Annotated in this window: 21 protein-coding genes; 11 read left to right on the forward strand and 10 right to left on the reverse strand. The window is 72.6% G+C overall.

The genetic code is table 11. The annotated features are described in order from the left end of the window. Positions 1-172: 172 nt before the first annotated feature. Both IO40_RS0126825 and IO40_RS0126830 read left to right on the forward strand, forming a co-directional pair. Positions 173-415: a DUF397 domain-containing protein gene (locus tag IO40_RS0126825; RefSeq protein ID WP_016470941.1), complete on the forward strand. Its 243-nt coding sequence runs from the start codon at positions 173-175 to the stop codon at positions 413-415. Between the two features lie 204 nt (positions 416-619). Continuing rightward, complete coding sequence (locus tag IO40_RS0126830) at positions 620-1,522, forward strand: helix-turn-helix domain-containing protein (protein ID WP_016470940.1); 903 nt, start codon at positions 620-622, stop codon at positions 1,520-1,522. A gap of 32 nt (positions 1,523-1,554) precedes the next feature. Here the strand turns inward: IO40_RS0126830 and IO40_RS0126835 are convergent, their stop codons facing one another. The 3 genes from IO40_RS0126835 to IO40_RS0126845 form a co-directional block, all read right to left on the reverse strand. Continuing rightward, positions 1,555-2,319: a GNAT family N-acetyltransferase gene (locus IO40_RS0126835; RefSeq protein WP_030406061.1), complete on the reverse strand. Its 765-nt coding sequence runs from the start codon at positions 2,317-2,319 to the stop codon at positions 1,555-1,557. A 134-nt stretch (positions 2,320-2,453) separates the two neighbouring features. Next, the gene (locus IO40_RS0126840) at positions 2,454-3,272 is read right to left on the reverse strand and encodes an SAM-dependent methyltransferase (protein WP_016470938.1); all 819 of its coding nucleotides are present in this window, start codon (positions 3,270-3,272) and stop codon (positions 2,454-2,456) included. Positions 3,273-3,489: 217 nt separating this feature from the next. Beyond that, complete coding sequence (locus IO40_RS0126845) at positions 3,490-3,951, reverse strand: ATP-binding protein (protein WP_033230087.1); 462 nt, start codon at positions 3,949-3,951, stop codon at positions 3,490-3,492. Positions 3,952-4,308: 357 nt separating this feature from the next. Between IO40_RS0126845 and IO40_RS0126850 the strand changes: the two genes are divergently transcribed. The 5 genes from IO40_RS0126850 to IO40_RS0126870 all read left to right on the forward strand — a co-directional run bounded on the left by IO40_RS0126850 (position 4,309) and on the right by IO40_RS0126870 (position 9,258). Then, complete coding sequence (locus IO40_RS0126850) at positions 4,309-5,166, forward strand: helix-turn-helix domain-containing protein (protein WP_030406059.1); 858 nt, start codon at positions 4,309-4,311, stop codon at positions 5,164-5,166. A gap of 4 nt (positions 5,167-5,170) precedes the next feature. Continuing rightward, positions 5,171-5,434 (forward strand): DUF397 domain-containing protein, encoded by a 264-nt coding sequence (locus IO40_RS0126855; protein WP_016470935.1) that lies wholly within the window; start codon positions 5,171-5,173, stop codon positions 5,432-5,434. Between the two features lie 41 nt (positions 5,435-5,475). Next, a complete protein-coding gene (locus IO40_RS0126860) occupies positions 5,476-6,300 on the forward strand; it encodes an SAM-dependent methyltransferase (protein ID WP_016470934.1) in 825 nt (274 codons plus the stop codon). 170 nt (positions 6,301-6,470) lie between these two features. Next, positions 6,471-7,322 (forward strand): SAM-dependent methyltransferase, encoded by an 852-nt coding sequence (locus IO40_RS0126865; protein ID WP_016470933.1) that lies wholly within the window; start codon positions 6,471-6,473, stop codon positions 7,320-7,322. Between the two features lie 112 nt (positions 7,323-7,434). After that, the gene (locus IO40_RS0126870) at positions 7,435-9,258 is read left to right on the forward strand and encodes an acyl-CoA dehydrogenase (RefSeq protein ID WP_016470932.1); all 1,824 of its coding nucleotides are present in this window, start codon (positions 7,435-7,437) and stop codon (positions 9,256-9,258) included. 96 nt (positions 9,259-9,354) lie between these two features. Here IO40_RS0126870 and IO40_RS0126875 read toward each other — a convergent pair whose 3' ends face one another. After that, positions 9,355-10,905, reverse strand: coding sequence for an FAD-dependent oxidoreductase (locus IO40_RS0126875; protein ID WP_016470931.1), 1,551 nt, complete (start codon positions 10,903-10,905; stop codon positions 9,355-9,357). Positions 10,906-11,145: 240 nt separating this feature from the next. On the opposite strand from IO40_RS0126875, the gene IO40_RS37780 reads away from it, so the two are divergent. Together IO40_RS37780 and IO40_RS0126885 are read left to right on the forward strand one after the other, a co-directional pair. After that, a complete protein-coding gene (locus tag IO40_RS37780) occupies positions 11,146-11,916 on the forward strand; it encodes a DUF6227 family protein (RefSeq protein ID WP_016470930.1) in 771 nt (256 codons plus the stop codon). A gap of 72 nt (positions 11,917-11,988) precedes the next feature. Continuing rightward, positions 11,989-13,359, forward strand: coding sequence for a transglycosylase family protein (locus IO40_RS0126885; RefSeq protein WP_031176284.1), 1,371 nt, complete (start codon positions 11,989-11,991; stop codon positions 13,357-13,359). Here IO40_RS0126885 and IO40_RS0126890 read toward each other — a convergent pair. The 5 genes from IO40_RS0126890 to IO40_RS0126910 form a co-directional block, all read right to left on the reverse strand. Then, on the reverse strand, positions 13,316-14,077 hold the full coding sequence (locus IO40_RS0126890) for an ABC transporter ATP-binding protein (protein WP_016470928.1): 762 nt from the start codon (positions 14,075-14,077) through the stop codon (positions 13,316-13,318). The two genes, IO40_RS0126885 and IO40_RS0126890, sit on opposite strands and share 44 nt — an antisense overlap. Beyond that, a complete protein-coding gene (locus tag IO40_RS0126895; RefSeq protein ID WP_016470927.1) occupies positions 14,074-15,123 on the reverse strand; it encodes an ABC transporter ATP-binding protein in 1,050 nt (349 codons plus the stop codon). The genes IO40_RS0126890 and IO40_RS0126895 overlap by 4 nt, the downstream gene beginning before the upstream one ends. Continuing rightward, complete coding sequence (locus tag IO40_RS0126900; RefSeq protein WP_016470926.1) at positions 15,120-15,989, reverse strand: ABC transporter permease; 870 nt, start codon at positions 15,987-15,989, stop codon at positions 15,120-15,122. Before IO40_RS0126900 ends, IO40_RS0126895 begins: the two co-directional genes overlap by 4 nt. Continuing rightward, positions 15,986-16,978, reverse strand: a complete 993-nt coding sequence (locus IO40_RS0126905) for an ABC transporter permease (protein ID WP_030406050.1) — start codon at positions 16,976-16,978, stop codon at positions 15,986-15,988. The genes IO40_RS0126900 and IO40_RS0126905 overlap by 4 nt, the downstream gene beginning before the upstream one ends. Before the next feature lie 127 nt (positions 16,979-17,105). After that, a complete protein-coding gene (locus IO40_RS0126910) occupies positions 17,106-18,701 on the reverse strand; it encodes an ABC transporter substrate-binding protein (protein WP_016470924.1) in 1,596 nt (531 codons plus the stop codon). 231 nt (positions 18,702-18,932) lie between these two features. On the opposite strand from IO40_RS0126910, the gene IO40_RS0126915 reads away from it, so the two are divergent. After that, positions 18,933-19,754, forward strand: coding sequence for an SAM-dependent methyltransferase (locus IO40_RS0126915; protein WP_016470923.1), 822 nt, complete (start codon positions 18,933-18,935; stop codon positions 19,752-19,754). Further along, positions 19,751-21,937, forward strand: a complete 2,187-nt coding sequence (locus IO40_RS0126920; RefSeq protein ID WP_016470922.1) for a putative bifunctional diguanylate cyclase/phosphodiesterase — start codon at positions 19,751-19,753, stop codon at positions 21,935-21,937. The genes IO40_RS0126915 and IO40_RS0126920 overlap by 4 nt, the downstream gene beginning before the upstream one ends. A 57-nt stretch (positions 21,938-21,994) precedes the next feature. On the opposite strand, the gene IO40_RS0126925 is transcribed toward IO40_RS0126920, so the two are convergent. After that, the gene (locus tag IO40_RS0126925; protein WP_041968895.1) at positions 21,995-22,870 is read right to left on the reverse strand and encodes an alpha/beta fold hydrolase; all 876 of its coding nucleotides are present in this window, start codon (positions 22,868-22,870) and stop codon (positions 21,995-21,997) included. Positions 22,871-22,973 lie beyond the last annotated feature (103 nt).

Consider the following 22,973-nt stretch of genomic DNA (forward strand, 5'->3'; position numbering starts at 1 on the left):
AGTTGAGCCGCCTGAGAACTCGTGGGCGGAGTACGTCGGGCATTGTGGCGGGTCCGCACTTACTTCTGCAAGTACATCTGCAATTACGTCTGCAAGCACGTTCGGTTGTGAGACGCTTCCAGACGTCGCAACCGCCCACGGGGGAACGCAAGTGACGTAGGGAGAGACGTACATGCAGATCGAGAACGGCATCGAGGCCACCAAGATCGAGGGTGCGGTGTGGCGCAAGAGCCGCCGCAGCAACCCGAACGGCAACTGTGTGGAGGTGGCCGCTCTTCCCGGCCAGGGCGTCGCCGTGCGCAACTCCCGCTTCCCGTCGGGTCCGGCGCTCGTCTACACCCCGGCCGAGATCGCGGCCTTCGTCCAGGGCGCCAAGGACGGCGACTTCGACGACCTGCTGGAGGCCCAGGGCTGACCCGCTCACGGGGCTGACGGCCACCACGCACCACCCCACGGACCCCGCCGCCGCACGACACGGACGTGCGGCGGCGGGTCCTTGCCGCGCGCCGGCCCGGGGACCTGCGCATCCCGGCGGGCTGACCGGTACCGCTGTACGCCCGGTGAGCCGGATGGGACACTGAGCGTCCGGTCAGTCACTCAGGGAAGCTAGGCGGGCGCGATGGCAGCACAGCCGCGGCGCGAGGCGCCGCCCGGACGCATCCTGGACCACCCCAGAGGCGGTCCGACGATCCTCCGCATCGTCCTGGGCACCCAGTTGCGCCGACTGCGCGAGGCGCGCGGCATCTCCCGCGAGGCCGCGGGCGAGGCGATCCGCGGCTCGCATGCCAAGATCAGCCGCCTGGAGCTGGGCCGTGTCGGCTGCAAGGAACGCGATGTCGCCGATCTGCTGACGCTGTACGAGGTGTGGGACCCGCGGGAGCGCGAGGAGTACCTCGCCCTCGCCCGGCAGGCGGGCACCCCCGGCTGGTGGCAGAAGTACAGCGATGTGATGTCCCCGTGGTTCGACCGGCTCATCGGCCTGGAAGAGGCCGCGTCGGTCATCCGTATGTACGAAGTGCAGTTCGTACCCGGTCTGTTGCAGACGCGGGACTACGCGCGGGAGGTCATCCGGCTGGGCCACCCCCGCGACGACAAAGAGCGCAGCGAGCGGCGCATCCGGCTGCGCATGGAGCGGCAGGCGATCCTGGAACAGCCGCACGCGCCGCGGCTGTGGGCCGTGATGGACGAGGCCGCGCTGCGCCGGCCGCTCGGCTCCCGCCAGGTGATGCGGGCCCAGATCGAGCACCTGATCGAGGCCGCCCAGCGGCCCAACATCACCCTCCAGATCGCCCCGTTCACCCTGGGCGGTCTCGCCGCGGCGGGCGGCCCGGTCACCATCCTGCGCTTCTCGGAACCGGACCTGCCCGACATCGTCTACCTCGAACAGCTCACCAGCTCCCTCTACCTGGAGAAGCGCGAGGAGGTCGAGGGCTATCTCGTGGTCATGGACCGCCTGTGCGCGAGGGCCGAACCGCCGGCCCAGACGGTGGAGTTCCTGGAGAAGCTGCTGAGCGAGTACTGATCCCGGGCCCGGAAAGGGCCCGGGCGGGGACGTCAGAGGCGGACGGCGTGCTCGGTGAACCGGCCGCAGGAGCTGAAGCCCAGCCGCCGGTAGACGGACTCCCCCTCGGCGGACGCCTGGAGGACCGCGACGCGGTGGCCGTGCTCGCGGGCCGTCCGCAACGCGGCGAGCGTGAGGGCACCGCCGTAGCCGCGCCGGCGGTGGGCGGCCAGGGTGCAGATGTTGTAGATCCCCGCCACGCCGGCGTGCAGGAACACCTCCGCCGAGGCGACCGGATGCCCCTCCGCGTAGCCGACCAGGTAGCGGGCCGGGCAGTCGGCGTCCAGTGCCCGCGGGGCGGCCCGGGCGAGGAAGCGGCGGACTGTGCCGGCCGGCGGGGTCCAGTTGGCGGCGAGCACCGCGGCGTAGTCGGTGAGCTGTTCCACCGTGGTCACCGGCCGGATCTCCAGTCCCGGCACGGAGGGCTCCGGGAGGCGGTCGTCCAGCTCGGCCCACATGGCGGTCTCGTGCTCGGACGCCGGCAGGCCGGCCGCCGCCAGTCGGGCGCCGAGGTCCGGCGGCGTCGAGGCGGGCCCCACCCACCAGGAGAAGGGGCGGCCGGTGCGGGTCAGTGTGCGGACGGTCTCGGCGACGCGTGCGGGTGCGGTGGTGGCGGTGAAGCGGGCCGCGGCGACGATGTTGAAGGTGTCGTCGTCCAGGCCGCTGTCGGCGATCAGGAGGTCGCCGCTCTCCGTGACGGTGGCGCCGGTCATGTCCCGGTGCAGATGGCAGGCGTGTTCCGCCAGATTCGCCTCCATCCGCTCCGTCAGGCCGGTCGTCCCGGCAGGCATGGCATGCATACCACGGGATCCCAGCACGGCACGGCCCGGAACGCACCCGGTTTCGGGCCGGCTCCCCGGCGGGGCCCACCCGGATGTCCGGCGGGGCTCGCTCACGGCTTGCGGGCCGCTCCCCCGTACTCGAACCAGGGGCCGCCGCCGCGCGCGCGGCAGCACAGTTCCGAGTCGGGGCGCCAGGAGTTGATCTCGACGAGGCCCGGCTCCAGCACCTCGTACCCGGCGAAGTAGGCGGCCACCTCGGCGGGTTCCCGCACCCGGCCCCAGTTGCCCCTGGTGCAGTGGTCCATGAACCCGGTGACGAAGTCGCGGGTCTCGGCGTGGTGGCTGACCAGCTGGTTGAGCACCATGACGCTGCCGGAGGGCACGCGGGCCATGGCGCGGCGTACCAGGGCGGCGGGGTCGGAGGCGTCGGGGAGGCAGTGCATCACCGACACGAACAGCATCGCCACCGGCTGCGACAGGTCGATGAGGCGGCTCACCTCGGGGCTGGCGAAGATCGTGTCGGTGTCGCGGATGTCGGCCGCGACGACGGCGGAGCGGGTGTCCTCCAGCAGTGCGCGGCCGTGCGCCAGCACTATGGGGTCGTTGTCGATGTAGACGACGCGGGCGCCGGCGTCGACGCGCTGGGCGATCTGGTGCACGTTGTCCTGGGTGGGCAGGCCCGAGCCGTGGTCGATGAACTGGCGGATGCCGTAGTCGCGGGCCAGGGTCCGCACCACGCGCCTCAGGAAGCTGCGGTTGTCGTGGGCGAGAACCCGGCTGCCGGGCAGTCGCCGCTCCAGCGCGGCGACCGCTTCGCGGTCCACGGCGTAGTTGTCCTTGCCGCCCAGATAGTGGTCGTACATCCGGGAGACGCTCGGAATGGTGATGTCCACTCCGAGATCGTCCGTCCCGGCAGGTTCTTCCCGCATCGGTGCCCCACGTCGTCCCGGTGCACTTCCCCGTGCCTGTCCCCGTGCGGCGGCGCTGCCGGTGTGCGCGCCGCTCGTCGTCGGGAAGCATGACACGCGGGAACCGGTCCGGACCACGCCAACCGCCTTTCCACGTGCGGAAATCGATGCGTGGCGCGGCACATAGCGGGAGGAGCCGGGATCGTTCGGGCGTGGCGGGGCGTGGACCGGTCAGAGGTCAGACGGTGGCGCCCAGCCCCAGTTCCGCCCAGACGGTCCGCCCGCAGCGGGTGTCCCGCACGGAGACGCCCCAGCGCTGGGCGAGGGCGCCGACGAGTTGCAGTCCGCGGCCGTTGACCTCGTCCGGGGTGGCGCTGCGCGGCTGGGGTCCGCAGCGCTGGGAGCCCTCGTCGGTCACCTCGATGCGCAGCCGCTTGCCGTTCAGCTGGATCAGGCACCCGATGCGGACGGTGTCGGTGTGCAGCACCGCGTTGGTCACGAATTCGGAGATGACCAGTTGCGCGGTGTGTCCGAGTTCCTCGGGGAAGCCCCAGCGGTCGAGCTGGCTGCGCAGCCGGGCCCGGGCGCGGGCGACGGACGAGGTGTGTGCGGGGAGCTCGAATCCCTCCTGCCGCGTTTCATCGGCCGCGGGGGCCGGTGCCGGCAAGGAGAGCTGCGCAGGGGGATACGAGGGGGCCACGGGGGACACGCCTTCCGTCTGCCTGTGGGGCGAGGGGACGGCCGCCGGCGGATGGTCCGGGCGCACCGCACGGGCCGGGCGGCGCTCCGCACGGGATGCGGGCATCCCGGCGCACGCGCGGGGTTGCCGCAGGGCCGTCGCTGGCAGGCCCTCCGACGACGCGGGCGACGCGATGCGGCTCCGGCGCCGCAGCCTCATGAGCTGGGTCACGCTCTCACTATGCGCACCTCTTTGACAGATGGCAAGAGGAGTTCTGCAATTCGCAGAATCGCACGGGCACTATGGCTGCTGCACGGCAGCCATGGCACACTGCTGATCCGTCAGGATCCGCTGACGGTGGCAGTCGAGGAGGCAGAGGTGGCCGAGGCCCGTTCCGCGCCGACCGTGGGGCAGATAGTGCTCGGCCTGCGGCTGCGCGATCTCCGTGAGCGCGCCGGCTGCTCCTTCGCCGACGCCGCGCACGCACTGAGCGTCAACACGACCACGGTGCGTCGCATGGAGAAGGCGGAGGTCGGCCTCAAGCCGCCGTACGTGGAGAAGCTGCTGCGCATGTACGGCCTTTCCGAGGAGGAGACCGCCTCGTTCCTGTCCCTGGTGGACGAGGCGAACCGCCCCGGCTGGTGGCACAGCTTCCGCGACGTACTGCCCCCGTGGTTCAGCCTGTACGTGAGCCTCGAAGGCGAGGCGAGCCTGATCAGGGCGTACGAGCCGCACTGCGTCCCCGGACTGCTCCAGACGGAGGAGTACGCGCGTGCGCTGCTGCGCACCGGGTTCCCCTCCGCCGACGAGGAGGAGCTGGACCGGAGGGTGCAGCTGCGGATGGGCCGGCAGCGGCTCCTGGAAGGACCCGACGCGCCGGTGCTGTGGGCCGTGCTCGACGAGCAGGTGCTGCGGCGCCACGTGGGCTCCCCCGAGGTGATGCGCGAGCAGCTCGACCATCTGGTCGAGATGAGCCGGCGGCAGAACATCACGCTGCAGATCATCCCGTTCACCTCGGGTGCGCACCCGGGCATGTTCGGGCCCTTCCAGCTCTTCCGTTTCGACATTCCGGAGCTGCCGGACATCGTCTACACGGAGAGCCTGACGGGCGCCGCGTACCTGGACCAGCGTCCGGACACCGCCGCTTACCTGGAGGTGCTGGACCGCATGGGCGCGCAAGCCGCGCCAGTACCACACACCGAGGCCGTCCTCGGTGAGATCCGCAAGGAGTTTTAGAACCATGGGTCACACAGGCCACTCCCGCCCCCACATATACAACGGCATGCCGGCCAAGAACCTCGGTACCGAGGGCTGGCAGAAGCCTTGGAGCGGCCCCAACGGCGGCAGCTGCGTGGAAGCGATGAAGCTCGGCGACGGCCGGGTCGCGCTGCGTCAGTCGACCGACCCGGAGGGCCCGGCGCTGATCTACACCACCCACGAGTTCGAAACCTTCCTCCAGGGCGCCAAGCAGGGCGTGGCCGACTTCCTGCTGGCCTCCGACTGACCGCACGACCCAGAACGGGACCGGAGAACGGAGAGGCCGCGATGACGGCAGAGGGACACATCCCCGGGATAGACACCACCAAGCCGCACTCCGCGCGGATGTACGACTACTACCTCGGGGGGAAGACCCATTACGAGGCGGACGTCCAGGCCGCCGAAGCGGTGATCGCCACCGTGCCGTTCGCCGGCGCCATGGCGCGGGCCAACCGCGACTTCATGATCCGCGCCACCCGCTGGCTGGTGGCCGAAGCGGGGGTGCGGCAGTTCCTCGACATCGGCAGCGGCATCCCCACCGCGCCCAACCTGCACCAGGTCGCGCAGGCCGAAGCGCCCGAGGCCCGGGTCGTCTACACCGACAACGATCCCATCGTCCTCCAGTACGCGCAGGCCCTCCTGCACAGCACCCCGGAGGGCCGCACCGCCTACCTCCAGGCGGACGCCGCCAAGCCGGAGACGATCCTGGACTCCGACGAGCTGCGCTCCACCATCGACCTGACCGAGCCCGTCGCCCTCTCCGTCAACGCGCTGTTCCACTTCGTCCCCGACGAGTGGGGCCCCTACGAGATCCTCGGCGGGCTGCTGGACCGGCTGCCGTCCGGCAGCTATCTGTGCCTCTCCCACGCCACGTCCCAGATCGACGACCCGGAACTGGCCGCGCTGGGCCGGGAGGTGGAGGAGATCTACGCCAAGGGCGGTACGTCGCTGCGGCTGCGCGACCGTAGCGAGGTGGCCCGCTTCTTCGACGGACTGGAACTGGTCGAGCCGGGCATCGTCATGGCCCACGAATGGCGCCCGGAGCCCGGTGCGGAAACCGAGCTGAAGGAGGGGCAGCCCAGCATGCTCGCGGGGCTGGCCCGCAAGCCCTGACGGCCGCAGCCGCCGGGTGACAGGCGGCACAGCCGGTGGGAGGCTGCCACAGGCCGTGCCGCCCGGACCACGGGCCCCACCGGGCCCGTCGGCGCCGGCCGTGGGGGGACGGAGCCGGGCCGGTGCACCGCCGCAGGACACCTCACATGTGAACCGGGGGGACGCACAGCATGACATCTGCACAGCAGGACCCGGAGGCGCCCGGGAGCGGCAGCGGACCGTGGATCGACACCTCCAGACCGCACGCGGCACGGATGTACGACTACTACCTCGGGGGCAAGACGCACTACGAGGCGGACGTCAAGGCCGCCGAAGCGGTGGTCGCCACCCTGCCCGAGGTCGTCACCGCGGCACGCGCCAACCGGGACTTCATGATCCGCGCCACCCGCACCCTGGCGGCCGAGTACGGCGTACGGCAGTTCCTCGACATCGGCAGCGGCATCCCCACCGCACCCAATCTGCACCAGGTCGCACAGGCCGTAGCACCCGAGGCCCGGATCGTCTACACCGACAACGACCCCATCGTCCTCCAATACGCGCAGGCCCTGCTGCGCAGCACCCCGGAGGGCCGTACCGCCTATCTGCACGCGGACGTCACCGACCCGGACTCGATCCTGCGGTCGTCCGAGTTACGCACCACTTTGGATCTGGACCGTCCCGTCGCGGTGTCGGTCAACGCGCTGCTGCACTTCGTTACGGACGAGGCGGACCCCTACCGGATCGTGAGCGAGCTGCTCCGTCCGTTCGCCCCCGGCAGCTTCCTGTGCCTGAGCCACGGCATCGCCGACCTGCCCGACGACGGGACGGCCGAGCGGGCCGACGACGTGATAGGCATCTACCGGCGGGCCGGCACCGCCTTCGTCCCGCGCACCCGGGAGCAGGTCGCCCTGTTCTTCGAGGGACTGGAACTGATCGAACCGGGGCTGACCATGGCCCACCAGTGGCGCCTCGGCAACGGACCGGGCAAGCGGCTGCCGCCGGGCGCGCTGACCCTGCACGTGGGAGTGGGCCGCAAGCCGTGACCGGAGGCGCCCGCCCAGGGGCCGTTGACAGGGCGGGACAGCGCGACGGAGCATGAGCAAGCGCTTAGAAACCTCGCTCCGTGCTGCCGCACCCGGGATCGGAAGTACCGCCATGGCCACCACCGCACCGCTCCTCGCCCGCCGCGATCTCGACTTCCTGCTCCACGACTGGCTGGACGTCACCTCGCTGACCCGGCGCGAGCGCTACAAGGAGCACTCGCGGGAGACGTTCGACGACGCCCTCGACCTGAGCGAACGCATCGCCGCACGGCACTTCGCACCCCACAACAGGCGCAACGACCTGGAGGAACCCTGGTTCGACGGGGAGCGGGTGCACACCCACGAGGAAGTCGGCCCCGCCCTGGACGTGTTCGCCGAGTCCGGGCTGCTGGCCGCCGCCATGGACCAGGAGGCGGGCGGCATGGGACTGCCGCACACCGTCACCACCGCCTGCTTCGCCTTCTTCCAGGCCGCCAACATCGGCACCTCCGCCTACCCCTTCCTCACCCTCGGCAACGCTCGGCTGCTGTGCGCCCACGGCTCGCCCGAACAGATCGACACCTGGGTGCGGCCCATGCTCGAAGGACGGTTCTTCGGCACCATGTGCCTGTCCGAACCGCAGGCCGGCTCCTCGCTGGCGGACGTCACCACCCGCGCCGAACCGCAGGGCGACGGCACCTACCGGCTCTTCGGCACCAAGATGTGGATCTCCGGCGGCGACCACGAACTGGCCGAGAACATCGTCCACCTCGTACTGGCCCGCATCCCCGGCGGCCCGCCCGGCGTCAAGGGCCTCTCGCTCTTCCTCGTCCCCAAGTACCTGCCGGGGCCCGACGGCAGCCGCGGCGAGCGCAACGACGTGGTGCCCGCCGGCCTCAACCACAAGATGGGCTACCGGGGCACCACCAACACGCTGCTCGGCTTCGGCGAGGGGACCCGCCACCGTCCCGGCGGGAAGGCAGGCGCGGTGGGCACCCTGGTGGGCGCCGAACACCAGGGGCTGGCCTGCATGTTCCACATGATGAACGGCGCCCGGATCGGCGTCGGCGCGGGCGCCATGGCGCTCGGCTACACCGGATACCTCAAGTCCCTCGCCTACGCCCGTGAGCGGACGCAGGGCCGCCCGCCGGCCGCGGGCGGCAAGGACGCGACCGCTCCCCAGGTGCCGATCGTCGAGCACACGGACGTACGCCGGATGCTGCTGGCGCAGAAGGCGTACGTGGAAGGCGCGCTGGCCCTGCTGCTGTACTGCTCCCGGCTGGTGGACGAACAGCAGTCCGCCGGTTCGGAGGAGGAACGCGAGCGGGCCGGGCTCCTGCTGGACGTGCTCACCCCGATCGCCAAGAGCTGGCCGTCCCAGTGGTGCCTCGAAGCCAACAGCCTGGCCATCCAGGTGCTCGGCGGCTACGGCTACACCCGCGACCACGACGTCGAGCAGCACTACCGCGACAACCGTCTCAACCCCATCCACGAGGGCACCCACGGCATCCAGGGCCTGGACCTGCTGGGCCGCAAGGTGGTGCGCGGCGGCGGCGAGGGGCTGCGGGTACTGGGGGACGCCGTCGGACGGACGCTGGAGCGGGCCGCCGCGGCCGGCGGTGAGGCGGCCCGGCTCGGCGCGTCGCTGCGCGCCGCCTGGGAACGGGTGGTCACGGTCACGGCGCGGCTGTGGGAGCCGGGCGACCCCACGGTGGCACTGGCGAACTCGTCCGTCTATCTGGAGGCGGTCGGCCATGTGGTGGTGGCGTGGGTCTGGCTGGGCCAGTTCCTGGCCACCCTGTCGGCCGCAGGGCCGCAGGACGACCCCTTCCTGCTGGGCAAGCGGCAGGCGGCCCGGTACTTCTTCCGGGTGGAACTGCCCCGCACAGGGCCGCAGTTCGACCTGCTGGAGGCGCGGGAGACGGTCGTTCTGGACACCGACCCGGACTGGCTCTGACCCGGACCGGCTCTGCCCCGGACCGGCTCTGGCCCGGACCGGCTTTGACCCGGCGGCGGACGGGGCCGGGCCGTCCCGTCCGCCGCCGCGCCCGGCTCAGTCCTCGCCCAGGTCGCGCCGTTCCAGCGGCCGGGTCGCCGGGCCCTGTATCACCGAACCGTCGGTGCCGAAGCGCGAGCCGTGGCAGGGGCACTCCCAGGCCGTCTCCGCGTCGTTGAACCGCACCAGACAGCCCAGATGGGTGCAGCGCGGGGAGAGGGCACGCAACTCGCCCTCCGGGGTGCGGTGCACCGCGCAGCGCCTGCCCCGCACCCGTACCAGCGCCCCCGTGCCGGGCGGGATCTCGTCCACCGAGTCCACGTGGCTGGGCCGCAGCCGGTCGCCCACGAACCGCCCGGCCACCGCCGACTGGAGCCGCAGCAGCGCCGGCCCGTCGGCGGGGCGCAGCCGCACCGGGTCGTACAGCCGCGCCCAGGGCGGCGGTTCCGCTTCGGTGATGTACGCGGCCAGCAGTTGCCCGGCCAGCACTCCCGAGGTCATCCCCCAGCCGCCGAAGCCGGTGGCCACATAGGCGTGCTGGGCGGCTGCGTGGAAGCGGCCGATGTAGGGCACCCGGTCCGTGGTCTCGTTGTCCTGGGTGGCCCAGCGGTGGGCCAGCCGCGCCCTGGGGAAGCGCTCGTAGGTCCAGGCGGCCAGCCGTTCATAGCGGGCGGCGACGGCGCCGATGCCCGGTGTCCCGGGCGTGAACGTCTCACCGGTGACGATCAGCAGCCGCCGCCCGGTCCCGAACGGGTAGGGCGCGGTGCGCACCGAGCGGGTGCCGCGCTCCGGGGACAGATAGGTGCCGCCCGGGTCGTCGCGGGCGGGCAGCACCGCGGAGAGGACCAGTTCGCGGCGGGGCTGGAGCCGGGAGAACAGCAGCGCCCTGTCGAACACCGGGTAGTGGGTGGCCACCACCACGTCGCGCGCGGCGACCTGTGCGCCGTTCTCGGCCGTCACCACGCACGGTTCGCCCTCGTCGAGGCCGACCACGCGGGTGCGCTCGTAAAGCAGTCCGCCGTGCCGCTGGATGTCGTCGGCCAGCGCCAGCAGGTACTTGCGGGGGTGGAACTGCGCCTGGTCCTCCACGCGGACGGCACCGCGCACCGGGAACGGCAGACCGGTGTCGGTGACGTAGGAGGCGGCGAGTCCGGCCTCGGCCGCCGCCGCTGCCTCCTCGCGCACCTCGTCCTCGTGCTCCGCGGACTCCACGTAGGTGTGGGCCGGTACCCGTTCGAGTTCGCAGTCGACGCCCAGTCCGGCGGCCACGGCGGCCACGTGCTCCACGGCCTGCTGCTGCGAGGCCGCGTAGTGCCGGGCCTGGTCGGCGCCCAGGTTGGCGCGCAGCCAGCTGTAGGCCAGCCCGTGCAGCGCGGAGACCTTCGCCGTGGTGTGGCCGGTGACGCCCGCGGCGAGCCGGTCGGACTCCAGTACGGCCACGCTCCGGCCCGCGCGGGCCAGTTCCCAGGCCACCGAGAGGCCGGCCATGCCGCCGCCCACCACGGCGACGTCCACCTCGGTCCGGCTGTCGGGCGGCAGCGGCGGGCGGGGCGCCCCCGCCGCGGAGAGCATCCAGTAGGACTCGTATCCGACGGGCAGTGTGGTCACCGCCGCGCTCCCTTCAGCCGCGGTCCGTCCCCCGTACCGTCCACCGTCTCGTTCCCCGCGTGACGCAGATCACCCCCGTCCGGGCTGTGAGGAGGGACGGACATCCGGCCGAAAAAACGCTTCCCCAACGGGTTTCGGCAAGTGGATTCCGCCAACTCCTCCCGCTCACCGCAGTCGGAGCGCTACGGTGTGTGCGCGCGGGGACGGTCGGTAGTCCGCTGCACGCCGGGAGGGTCCGCGATGGGCGACGAAGCTCACCTGACGCCTGCTCACCACGTCCAGGAACTGCTGGCCCGCGCCCAGAACCCGTTCGACGTGCGCGACGAGGTCCTGGAGCGGCTACGCAGTGCGGTGATGTGCCACGTCGAACTCCACGGCTGGCGGCACCGCAATACCCCGCAGCCCGCGCTGCGATGCAGCAGTTTCCGCCACGTTTTCCTGCTCGCCGACGGCAGCAGCCTGCCGCTGTGGGAGCTGTGCTATGACGCGCCCGACGCCACCGGCGAACTGCACGAGGTCTACGACGACGCCGAGGCGCTGCGCCGCTCCGAGCGCCGGGTCCACCGCCGGATGGGCGGCAGCCGCGAACCGGACCGGGCCGACGCCCGCCCCCTGACACCCTTCGACCGGCCACCGGGCGCCGCGGCCTCCCGTACGACGTACACGCAGGAGTACGCGGACAGCGACTCGGCCGAGCACGCCCGCAGGCTGCTGCGCCGTGCGGAGAACCCCGACCGGCCGGGTGAGGAGACGCTGCGGCTGCTGTCGTCGGCGCTCGGGCACCACATCATGCACGTACCCAAACCCCGCGCCCACCCCGGTGACTGCCAGGTGTGGTGCACGGTCTACCAGCACGCCTTCCTGCTCGCCGACGGCCGCGAGGTCAGCCTGTACGAGCTGGAGCACAACATGACGGGCAGCGGACGCCTGGTGTGCGAGGTCTACCTCGACGAGTCCGTCGCCGACCAGGCCGCCCACCGCCTCGCCCGCGAGCACGGCCTGGACCTGTAGCGCCCCCACCACGCCACCCACCCGACCCCCGGCCGCGCCCGTGCCGGCCACCGAACACCGGAGGAATGGGCCATGCCCGCTCGTGGACGCCACCGCCGCCCCCAGCCACGTTCCGCCGCACGCGTCTCCTTACGGATGACGGCCGGCGGGGCCGGCCTCGCCCTCCCGCTGGCCGCCGCCCAGATCACGCACGCCGCACCGGCCGACGTGTGGGAGAAGGTCGCCGCCTGCGAGAGCAGCGGCAAATGGAGCACCAACACCGGCAACGGCTACTTCGGCGGCCTCCAGTTCTCCCAGAGCACCTGGCAGGCGTACGGCGGCACGGCCTACGCCCCGCGCGCGGACCTCGCCTCCAGGAGCGAGCAGGTCGCGGTCGCCAAGAAGTTGCTGGGGGGCCAGGGGCCGGGCGCCTGGCCGAACTGCGGGCCCCGCGCCGGACTGACGCGCGCCGACGCGGCACCCGCCGGCACACCCGCCGGGGTGAGCACGAGGGGAGCGCGGACGGACGACGACCGCGCCGGACAGAGCCGCCCGCAGCCGGAGCGCACCGGGCAGGCCGAGCGCGCCGAGGCGGCCAAGCGGGCCAAGGCGGACCGCGCCCGGGCGGAGCGGCTGAAGAAGCAGACCGCCTACGAGGTCGTCAGCGGTGACACCCTCTCGGCCATCGCCGACGCGCACAGCGTGGAGGGCGGCTGGCACCGCCTCTACGACTGGAACCGGCCCACCATCGGCGACGACCCGGATCTGATCCTGCCGGGCCAGCGGCTGGAGATGACCGGCCCCGGGCAGAAGACCCAGCGGAAGGCCGAGCGCGGCCCGGCCCGTACCGCGGCACCCGCCGAGCGCGGGGCCCAGCAGCGCACCCCGCAGCAGCAGGACCGGTCACAGCGGCAGCACCCCCGGCCGCAGAAGCCGGCCGCACCGCACAAGCAGCAGGCCGCACCGCAGAAGCAGACCCAGCGGCAGCAGGCCGCACCACCGAAGCAGGCGCCCCGGAAACAGACACCGCAGAAGCAGGCGCCGCAGCGCAAGGGGCCCACGGCGACCACGCCGGTGGCCGGGGTGGGCCCCAGCACGGCCTACCGGGCAGCCGGCGGGAGCTGGTCGTCCGGACACCACACGGGCGTGGACTTCCCCGTGGGCACCGGCACCACCGTCAGGGCGGTCGCCGAGGGCACGGTCGTCACCGCCGGGTGGGGCGACGCCTACGGGTACCAGGTGGTGCTGCGGCACCGGGACGGCAAGTACAGCCAGTACGGGCATCTGTCGGCCATCTCGGTGCGCGCGGGGCAGCCCGTGAACACGGGGCAGCGCATCGGCCGCTCCGGATCGACGGGCAATGCCACCGGTCCGCACCTGCACTTCGAGGTACGCACCGGGCCGGGTTACGGCAGCGACATCAACCCGCTGACGTACCTGCGGCAGCGCGGGGTGCGGATCTGAGCGCGGAGTCCGTCCCGCCGCCGTGCAGTTCCACGGTGCGGTCGCACCAGCGCTCCAGCAGCGTACGGTCGTGCCCCACCGCGAGCAGCGCGGCGCCGGAGCGGGCCCGGTAGTCCTCGACGACGGCGACGAGGGCCGCGGTGGTGGAGGCGTCCAGCATCGCGGTCATCTCGTCGCAGACCAGCACCCGGGGGCGCAGTGCCAGCGCGCGGGCCACGCAGGCCCGTTGCAGCTGCCCGTCGCTGACCTCGTGCGGGCGGCGGCCCAGCAGGTCCGGGCCCAGCCCGACAGCCCGTGCCAGCTCCCGGGTGCGGTCGGCCGCCCCGGCCTTGCGGCCGGTGGCGAGCAGCGGTTCGGCGATCAGTGCGGAGAGCGTCAGCCGGGGGTCGGCGGCCAGGCGGGGGCTCTGGAAGACGACGCCGACAGCGGTGCGCTGGGCGCGGGGCGCCCGGTGCCGGAAACCGCGGGCGGGCTCCCCGCCGAGGTGGACGGTGCCGGCGTCGGGGCGGTGCAGCAGTGCGGCCACCTTGGCCAGGGTGGACTTGCCGCAGCCGCTGGGCCCCAGCAGTCCGACGGCCTCGCCCTCCCGCAGGCTGAGGGAGACCCCGCGCAGCACCGGTGCGCGGCGGTCGTAGCCGGCGGTGATGTCCCGCAGTTCCAGCGCGTGGGGGCCGGCGCCGCCCGCAGGGCCGGTGTGGCGCGTGCGCGGCGGGGTCACACCCGGCTCCCCTCGCGGCGGGCGGCCGGCCCCTCGCCGGCCGCGGCCGTCAGCGGGCGGTGGCAGGCCACTCCCCCGGTCAGCTGCGGGACCGTGGCGCAGACGTCGGCGGCCCGGTCGCAGCGCGGCGCGAACGCACAGCCGGCGGGCAGGTCGCCCAGTTCGGGCGGCATGCCGGGGATGGGGGTGAAGGACCGTTCCGGCAGCGCCTCCAGCAGCCCGCGGGCGTAAGGGTGGCGGGGGCCGGGCGTGCCGAAGAAGTCCGGTGCCGGGGCGAGTTCCACGATGCGGCCCGCGTACATGACCGCCACCCGGTCGGCGACCCGTTCGGCGGCGGCCAGGTCGTGGGTGATGATCAGCAGCCCGCGTCCTTCGTCGGTGTGTGCGCGCAGTTCGTCCACGGTGCGGTCCACCAGGTCGCGGTCGAGCCCGGTGGTCGGTTCGTCGGCCAGCAGCAGCGGCGCGTCACCGACGAGGGCGAGCGCGGTGGCGGCCCGCTGGGCGAGCCCGCCGGAGAGCTGGTGCGGATAGCGGTCGAGGTGGTCGGCGGGGAAGGCGGCGCGGCCGGCCGCGGTGAGGGTGGCCGCCCTCAGCTCCTCGCCCCGGGCCCCGGTCAGCTCCCGTACGGTCTCGGCCAGTTGGGAGCGGACGGTGCGTACCGGCGTGAGATGGGCCGCGGGGCTCTGCGGTACGAGACCGACACGCCGGCCGCGTACGGTGCGGGCGAGGGTGGCCTCGTCGGCGGTGAGCAGATCGAGCCCGTCCGCCTCCCCTGGTCCGCGCAGCACCGCGCTCCCGCTGACGTGGGCGTTGCCGGGCAGCAGCCCCAGCAGCGCGGAGGCCAGCACGGACTTGCCGCAGCCGCTCTCCCCCACCAGCGCCAGGCACTCCCCGGGCGCGAGGTCGAGTCCGACATCGGTGACGGCGGCGACTTCCCGGCCGCCGCGCATCCGGAACCGTACGGTCAGCTCCCGTACGGACAGCAGTGGGTGGGCGGCGGCTGGGGGTCCCGCCACGGTTTCGGGGGTGAGGGTGTCGGCACTCACAGCATCAGCTCCGATCGGCGCCGCGGGTTGATCCGCTCCCGCCACACCCCGGCGAGCCCGGCGATGGCGAGGGTCGGCACGATGAGGAACAGGCCGGGGAAGAGGGTGGGCCACCAGTCGCCGGCCAGCAGGGTGCCCCGCGCGTCCTGGATCATGTTGCCGAGGCTGGCGCGGTGCGTGGGCAGGCCCAGTCCCAGGAAGGAGAGGGCCGATTCGTGCCAGATGGCGTGCGGCACCATCAGCACGGCGGCGAGTCCGGCCTGGGGCAGTACGCCGGGCAGCAGATGGCGTACGGCGACCCGCAGCCGGGAGGCGCCGCCGGAGACGGCCGCGTCGACGAAGTCGCGGGAGCGCAGCGACAGCACCTCGGCGCGGACGATCCGCGCGGTGGACAGCCAGTGGGTGAGTCCGACGGAGACGACCACCGGCCACACCCCGGGGCGGAACATCGCCACGATGAAGATGCCCAGCAGCAGGTGCGGCACGGAGGAGAAGACGTCCACCACGCGCATCACCATGCGGTCCGTCCTGCCGCCCGCCGCACCGGCCGCCGCGCCGACGGCGGTACCGATGACGGTCGCGGTGAGCGCGGCGACGACGCCGACGAGCAGCGAGACGCGCAGCCCGTAGACGCACCGCAGCAGCACGTCGCGGCCCACGTCGTCGGTGCCGAACGGGTGGGCGGCCGAGGGGGCGTGCAGTTTGTTGGCCATGTCGACGGCCTGCTCGTCCAGCGGGTGCAGCAGCGGGACGAGGAGCACGGCCGCAAGGACCACCGCGAGCACGCAGGCACAGGTCCACAGCCGCACCTCGCGGCGGCCGGCGCGCGGCGCACCGCCCTTCCCGAGCGCTGTCGCGGTGCTCACATCTCCTCCAGGGCGACACGGGGGTCGGCCAGCCCGTACAGCAGGTCGGCCAGCAGGTTCCCCGCCAGCACCGCCACGGTGGCCAGGGTGGTGAGGGCGGCCAGCAGCGGGAAGTCCGTCGCGGTGGCCGCCTCCACGGTGGCCGAGGCGATACCGGGCCAGCTGAAGACGGTCTCCACCAGCAGCGCGCCGGTGATCAGTTCGGGGATGCGGGAGCCGATGAGGGTGAGCACGGGCAGCAGTCCGGAGCGCAGCGCGTGCCCCAGCAGCACGGTGCGCTCGGCCAGCCCCCGGGCGCGGGCTCCTCTGACGGCGTCCTCCTCCAGCGCGTCGCCGACACCCTGCCGCACGTACAGCAGGAACCAGGGCAGTTGCGAGATCCCCAGCACCAGTGCGGGCAGCGCCAGATGGCGCAGCAGTCCGCCCGCGGTGACGGTGTCGGTTCCGCTGTCGGTGAGGCCGCCCGCGGGCAGCAGGTGGAACTGGACGGCGAACAGCCAGATGCCCAGCAGCCCGATCCAGAACGGCGGCGCGGCCTCCAGCGTGTAGGAGAGGGAGGTGACGGCGCGGTCGAGCAGGCCGCCCTTGCGGCGTGCGGCGGCCACCCCGAGTACCGTGCCGGCCAGGACGGCGAGGGCGAACCCGGCCGCGCACAGCAGCACCGACCAGCCGAGCCGTTCGCCGATCACCTGGGCGACGGGCTGGCGCAGTGCCGTGGAGTCGCCCAGATCGCCGGTCAGGGCGCTGGTGAGCCAGTCCCACCAGCGTTCCCAGAAGGGGCCGTCCACGTGCAGATTGCGCCGCAGCTGGTCCAGCGTCTCCTGGGAGGCGGTCAGTCCGGCCGAGCCGGCGTACTGCTGGACGGGGTCGAAGGGCGAGGCGGCGGCCACGGCGAACACTCCGAAGGTGACGGCCGCCAGCACCGGGACGGCGGCCAGCAGCCGCCGTCCCACCAGCCGCCCGACGGGCCGTATGCCGGGGCGGTTCACGCTGCCCACCGCCCCACTGCCACGCCTCCGCGGCGTGCTGGGCGGGCCCGCGGCCCCCGGACGCCCGCCGCCGGTGCGCAGGCGCACGGGTGGGCGGGGCGGACCCCGGCCTCCGGTACCGACTCGCTCACTTCTTCGGCTGCCAGTCCTGGACGTTCCACCACGGGCCGGCGCCGATGCCGTGGTCGTGCGGCTCGACCTGGGTGGTGAGGCCCTGCCACTTGTCGTCGATCACGTAGACGTGGTCGATGTGGGTGAGGAAGGTGTAGCCGGGGTTCTTCTCCAGGGCCCGCTGCGCCTTGTCGTAGGCGGCCTTGCGGACCTTCTCGTCCCGGCTGCGGCGGGCGGTGTCGAGCTGTTCGTCGACGGTCTTGTCGTGGTAGTAGGCCAGGTTGTTCCAGCCGTCGCCGATCTGCGAGGAGTGCAGCGTCGGGTACAGGTCGAAGTCGGGGTCGGCGGGGAAGCCGTTGCCCATCAGCATGGCGTCGTGCTTGAGCTTGGGGCGGATGACCTCGCGGCTGCCGGCCTGCACCTTGATGTCGATGCCCGCCTTCTTGGCATCGGAGGCGTAGGCCAGCGCGTGGTCCTGACGCAGCTTGTCGCCGGAGAAGTACCACAGGGTGAAGGAGGCGCGCCTGCCGTCCTTGTGACGGATGCCGTCCTTGCCCGGCTTCCATCCGGCGTCGTCGAGGATCTTCTTGGCGCGGGCCAGGTCGTGGGGGCGCTCGGTGCCCTTGGCGAACCAGCGGCTGTCGGTGGGCAGCGGCCCGTAGGCGGGCTTGCCGGCGCCGTTGAGGACGGACTTGACGATGGCCTCGCGGTCGACGGCCAGGTCGAGTGCGCGGCGGACCGCCTTGTCGCCGGTGACCGGGTTGTCGGTGGGGAGGGTCACGGCACGGTAGTCGGCGGTCTTGGCGCTGAAGGTGCGCTTGCCGGAGTCGTTCTTGTACGCCTTGGCCAGGTTGGGGGGCAGGATGGCGCCGTCCAGGTCGCCGGAGCGCAGCCGGGTGGCGCGTACGTCGTCGTCCTCGATGACGGCGACGGTGAACCGCTTGATCTTCGGCTTGCCGCCCCAGTAGTGCGGGTTGGCCTTGAACGTGAGCTTCTCGCCCTTGCGCCAGCCGGTGAGGATGTAGGGACCGGTGCCGACGGGCCTGGTGTTGTAGGAGCCGGTGTTGACGTCCGTCTTCGAGGCGACTGCCTGGGAGGCGATCGGCAGCACCGTGCGCTCGGCGAAGGGCGCGTACGGGTACTTGAGGTGGAAGACCACGCGGTGCTCGCCCTCGGCCCGGACGCTGTCGAGGGCGTCCAGCTCGCCCTTGGAGGCGTTGTTGGTCTTCTTGTCGAGGATCGTCTCGTAGGTGTAGACGACGTCCTTCGCGGTGAAGGGCTTCCCGTCGCTGAAGGTGACGCCCTTGCGCAGGTCGAAGGTGTAGGTGCGGCCGTCCTCGCTCACCTTCGGCAGGCCGGTGGCGAGCGCGGGCTTGAGGTGCATCTTCGCGTCGTGGGCCAACAGCCCGTCGAATATCTTCGAGTTGCCCTCTTTGCCGTAGCCCAGCAGCGGGCTGAGGGTCTCCGGTTCCTGCGCGACACCGACCGTGAGCGTGTCCGTGCCGCCGCCCGGACCGTCCCCGTCGCCGGGCGCCGAGCACGCGGCGGCGGACAGGAGGACGACGGCGGCGGTCGCCGTCGCCGTGGCTGTCCGTACCGTCCGGGCAGTCATCCGTGACACACTCCTTGTTCAAGATCACACGCTCTTGCAAACAGCTTGCAATTAAATCATGGGTGCGGCCAGGCGGACTATGCCCCGATACCTCCCGGCACGGGCCCTGGGCGGCCGGGCAAGATCCAGCCCCAGTAACGCTGTTTCCTTCCGCAGCCCGCACCTGGGTCAGTAGCCTCATGGACCCGGCCGGAACCGGCCGGTGCACACAGCGAGCTGGAGACCCCTTCGATGGAACGACCCGCCTGGGCCCCCCAGGGCATCGACCTGTCGGTGCCGAGCGTGTCGCGGATGTACGACTACTACCTCGGCGGCTCGCACAACTTCGAGGTCGACCGGCAGGCGGCACGGCGGGCCGTCGAGGCGTGGCCGGGCCTGCCGAAGGTGGCCCAGGCCAACCGGGCCTTCATGCGGCGCGCCGTCCGCTTCGCGGTCCAGCAGGGCATCACCCGGTTCCTCGACATCGGTTCGGGCATCCCCACCTTCGGCACCGTGCACGAGGCGGCGCACGCCCTCGACGACCGGGCCCGCGTCGTCTACGTCGACAACGACCCGGTGGCCGTCGCCCACGGCCGCACCGTACTGTCCGGCGACCCGCGGCTGGGCACCGTCTCCGCCGACCTGCGCTCACCCCAGGACGTCCTGGAGGCACCCGAGGTGGAGGCACTGCTGGAGCCCGGCGAGCCCGTGGCGCTCCTGCTCGTCTCCGTGCTGCACTTCGTACCCGACCGCGACGAGCCCCGCGCCTGCCTGGCCGGACTGACCCGGCAACTGCCGCCCGGCAGCCTGCTGGTGCTCACCCACGCGTCGTCCGAGAGCGGGCCGCGCCGGGACGGCTGCGCGGCGCTCCGGGAGGTCTACGACGCCGCGAACGCCCCCCTGGTCACCCGGTCGAAGAGCCAGATCCAGGAGTTCTTCGAGGAGTTCGAGACGGTCGAGCCGGGCCTGGTCCCGGTGCCGTCCTGGCGCCCCGACGGCCCGCCGGAGCGCGAGGACCCCGTCGTCTTCTGCGGCTTCGGCGGAGTCGGCCGCAAGGCGGGGACCGCGGCGTGACAGTTCCCCAGCGACATCCCGAGCACGCCGGACACCCCGGAACCGGCCACGACGGACACGACGGCCCGCGCCGGTTCGCGCGGATCTGGAGCCGCACCGTCTACCCGGCCACCCAGACCTCGCTCACCCGCGCCGAGCTGGAGGACTTCCTCCACCCGCTGGCCGTACGGCTCGGCGAGGCCCTGCACGCCCACCCCTTCAGCCCCGCGCCCGGCCGCGAGATCGGCCGGCTGCTGGTGACCGACGCGCATTGCACCAGTCCCGACGCCCTGCCGCACATCCTCGGCGTCGTGGAGTCCTACCTGGTGCTCTACTCGGAACGGTCCGGGGCCGCCGACGAGGCCCCCGCCCCGCTCGGCGTCGACGAGGCGCGCTCCCGCTGCGCCCGGCTCCAGCACGCCATCGCCGCCGGGTTCACCCGCGCCGTCCAGGAGCGCACCCTGGCCGAACAGGAAGCGCTCTCCCGCGCCGCGCTGGCCGCACAGGCCGCGGTCGAGGAAGCCCTGCACGCCTCCGAGACCCGCTTCCGCGCCGTCTTCAAGGACGCCACCCTCGGCATCGGCATCGCCGACATGAACGGGCGGCTGTGCGACGCCAACGGCGCACTGGCCCGGATGTTCGGACGCTCCGAGGAGGAGATGCGCCGCCGCAACATCAACGACTGGGTGCACCCGGACGACGCCCCCGAGGTGTGGCGGCTGCACCGCGAGCTGGCCGCCGGCCGGCGGGACCACTTCCGGGTGGAGAAGCCCTACCAGCGCCCCGACGGCACCGTGCTGTGGACCAATCTGACCGTCTCGCTGCTGCGCGACGCCGAGGGCGAACCCCGCTACCAGCTGGCCCTCATGGAGGACATCACCGAACGCCGCCTGCTGCATCTGCGGCTGCGCTACGAGGCGACGCACGACGAGCTGACCGGCCTGCCCAACCGCACCCTGTTCGCCGAACGGCTGGAGCGCATCCTGGGCTCCAGCGGCGGAGTGGACAGGTTCGGCCTGTGCTACCTGGACATCGACGGCTTCAAGGCCGTCAACGACAGCCTCGGCCACGCGGTCGGCGACAAACTGCTCGTCGCCGTCGCCGAACGCCTCCAGTCGTGCACCACCGCCCCCGCGCACCTGGTGGCGCGCATCGGCGGGGACGAGTTCGCCGTGCTGCTGTCCGACCCCCGCGGTACCGAGGAGGTCACCTGCCTGGCCCGCTCCCTGCTGGCGGCGCTGGCCACGCCCGTCTCGGTGGACGGCCGCGATCTGTCGGTACGCGCCAGCATCGGCATCGTCGAGGGCGCCACCGGTCAGCGGGAGCCCGCCGAGGTGCTGCGCAGCGCGGACATCACCATGTACCGGGCCAAGGACGCCGGCGGCAACCGGTTCGCGCTGGCCGACCCGGACTCCGAGGCCCGCGCCATCGACCGGCACAGCCTCACCAACCATCTGCCCGGCGCGCTGGAGCGGGACGAGTTCTTCCTGGAGTACCAGCCGCTGATCCGGATGAGCGACGGCCGGGTGGACGGCGCCGAGGCACTGGTGCGCTGGAAACACCCGGTGCACGGGCGGCTGAGCCCCGACCGGTTCATCCCGCTGGCCGAACACACCGGTCTGATCGTGCCGTTGGGCCGCTGGGTGCTGGAGCAGGCCGTCACCCAGGCGTGCACCTGGGCGGACGGTGAGCCGCTGCGCGTCAACGTCAACCTCTCCCCCCGGCAACTGCACCACCCGGACCTGGTGCGGGACACCATCGCCGTCCTGGAGGCCGCGGGCGTGGCACCGTCCGCACTGTGTCTGGAGGTCACCGAATCGGCGCTGATCAGTGCCGACGAGGACGAGCTGAAACCACTGTGGCAGCTGGCGGAGCTGGGGGTCGACATCGCCCTGGACGACTTCGGCACCGGCTACTCCAACCTCGCCAACCTCCGCAAGCTGCCCGCCACCACCCTCAAACTGGACCGCTCCTTCACCCGGGGCCTCCAATGCCACCCCGCCGACCCGGTGGACGTCACCTTCGTGGAGGGCATCGTCTCGCTCGCCCACGCGCTGGGACTGGCCGTGACGGTGGAGGGCGTGGAGACCGAGAGCCAGGCCGACCAGCTGCGCCGGCTGGGCTGCGACACGGCGCAGGGCTGGTACTACGCGGCGCCCTCCTCGCCCGGCGAGTTCGCCAAGGACTGGACGCGCACCGGGTGACGCCGGGTCCCGCGCCGGGTCCGCCGCCGGGGCCCGCCGCCAGGAGCGGGTGCGGTCTCAGGGACCGAGGTCCAGATGGGTCTCGAACCACTCCAGCAGATCCGCCTGGACCTGGTCCCGGTCGGTCTCGTTGAGGATCTCGTGCCGCGCCCCCTCGTACACCCGCCAGCTCAGATCGTGGGTGCCCAGGTAGCGGAAGTCCTCCAGCAGTTCCCACACGAGGGTCAGACGCTGGTTGCAGGGGTCCAGCTCGCCGACGGCCACGTGCACCGGCAGGGCGCGCGGGATGCGGGCGAACTGCTCCGGGTCGTTGATCTTCCGGTTGCCCAGCACCCAGTCCAGGGACAGGCCCGCGCCAAAGGCGAAGCCGCACCGCTCGTCCGCGACGTAGGCGTCCACCTCCGCCTCGTCGCGGGTCAGCCATTCGTAGCCGGTGCGGTGCGGGAACGGATCGTTGAACGAGGCGAACAGCTCGGCGGTGAAGGTGGAGGGGGCGTCGCGTCCGCCCTCGGCGATCTCCCGCTCCAGCCGCCGGACCGCCGCCTCCACATCGCAGCCGGGCAGCGAACGGAACGTGCCCGACAGGACCAGCCCCGACAGCCCGTCGCCGTACTCCTGTGCGTAGTCGCGCGCCAGCTGGGAGCCCATGCTGTGCCCGAGAAGGAAGAACGGGGCGTCGGAGGGCATATGGGCCCGCGCCCGGTCGCCGACCTCCTTCAGGTCGGCGACCGTGGCGCGCCAGCCCTCCTCGCCCACAGCGCCGAAGCCGCCGGTGTGCGCGGCGGTCGCCCCGTGCCCGCGGTGGTCGGAGGCGACGACTGCGTAACCGTTCCGGGTCAGGAAGCGGGCGAACCGGTCGTAGCGCCGGGCGTGTTCGGCCGCGCCGTGCGCGATCTGCACCAGGGCGCGCACATCGCCCTGCGGCAGCCACATGGAGGTGGCCACCCGGGTGCCGTCCGCCACGGTCGTGAAATCGTCCCGCCGCTCAGTCACGTCCTGCCCCTCGTCGCCTCGTCAGTCCCTCGGGCGCCGGCCG

Origin of the sequence: Streptomyces albus subsp. albus (assembly GCF_000725885.1) — a bacterium.
GTDB classification, from domain to species: Bacteria; Actinomycetota; Actinomycetes; order Streptomycetales; family Streptomycetaceae; genus Streptomyces; species Streptomyces albus.

Excerpts from the sequence above, each read along its gene's own strand:
- IO40_RS0126830 (WP_016470940.1), top strand. The coding sequence starts at position 620 with ATGGCAGCACAGCCGCGGCGCGAGGCGCCGCCCGGACGCATCCTGGAC.
- IO40_RS37780 (WP_016470930.1), top strand. The coding sequence starts at position 11,146 with ATGGGCGACGAAGCTCACCTGACGCCTGCTCACCACGTCCAGGAACTG.
- IO40_RS0126855 (WP_016470935.1), top strand. The coding sequence starts at position 5,171 with ATGGGTCACACAGGCCACTCCCGCCCCCACATATACAACGGCATGCCG.
- IO40_RS0126885 (WP_031176284.1), top strand. The coding sequence starts at position 11,989 with ATGCCCGCTCGTGGACGCCACCGCCGCCCCCAGCCACGTTCCGCCGCA.
- IO40_RS0126915 (WP_016470923.1), top strand. The coding sequence starts at position 18,933 with ATGGAACGACCCGCCTGGGCCCCCCAGGGCATCGACCTGTCGGTGCCG.
- IO40_RS0126835 (WP_030406061.1), bottom strand. The coding sequence starts at position 2,319 with ATGGAGGCGAATCTGGCGGAACACGCCTGCCATCTGCACCGGGACATG.
- IO40_RS0126925 (WP_041968895.1), bottom strand. The coding sequence starts at position 22,870 with ATGTGGCTGCCGCAGGGCGATGTGCGCGCCCTGGTGCAGATCGCGCAC.
- IO40_RS0126910 (WP_016470924.1), bottom strand. The coding sequence starts at position 18,701 with ATGACTGCCCGGACGGTACGGACAGCCACGGCGACGGCGACCGCCGCC.
- IO40_RS0126860 (WP_016470934.1), top strand. The coding sequence starts at position 5,476 with ATGACGGCAGAGGGACACATCCCCGGGATAGACACCACCAAGCCGCAC.
- IO40_RS0126870 (WP_016470932.1), top strand. The coding sequence starts at position 7,435 with ATGGCCACCACCGCACCGCTCCTCGCCCGCCGCGATCTCGACTTCCTG.
- IO40_RS0126840 (WP_016470938.1), bottom strand. The coding sequence starts at position 3,272 with ATGCGGGAAGAACCTGCCGGGACGGACGATCTCGGAGTGGACATCACC.
- IO40_RS0126825 (WP_016470941.1), top strand. The coding sequence starts at position 173 with ATGCAGATCGAGAACGGCATCGAGGCCACCAAGATCGAGGGTGCGGTG.
- IO40_RS0126865 (WP_016470933.1), top strand. The coding sequence starts at position 6,471 with ATGACATCTGCACAGCAGGACCCGGAGGCGCCCGGGAGCGGCAGCGGA.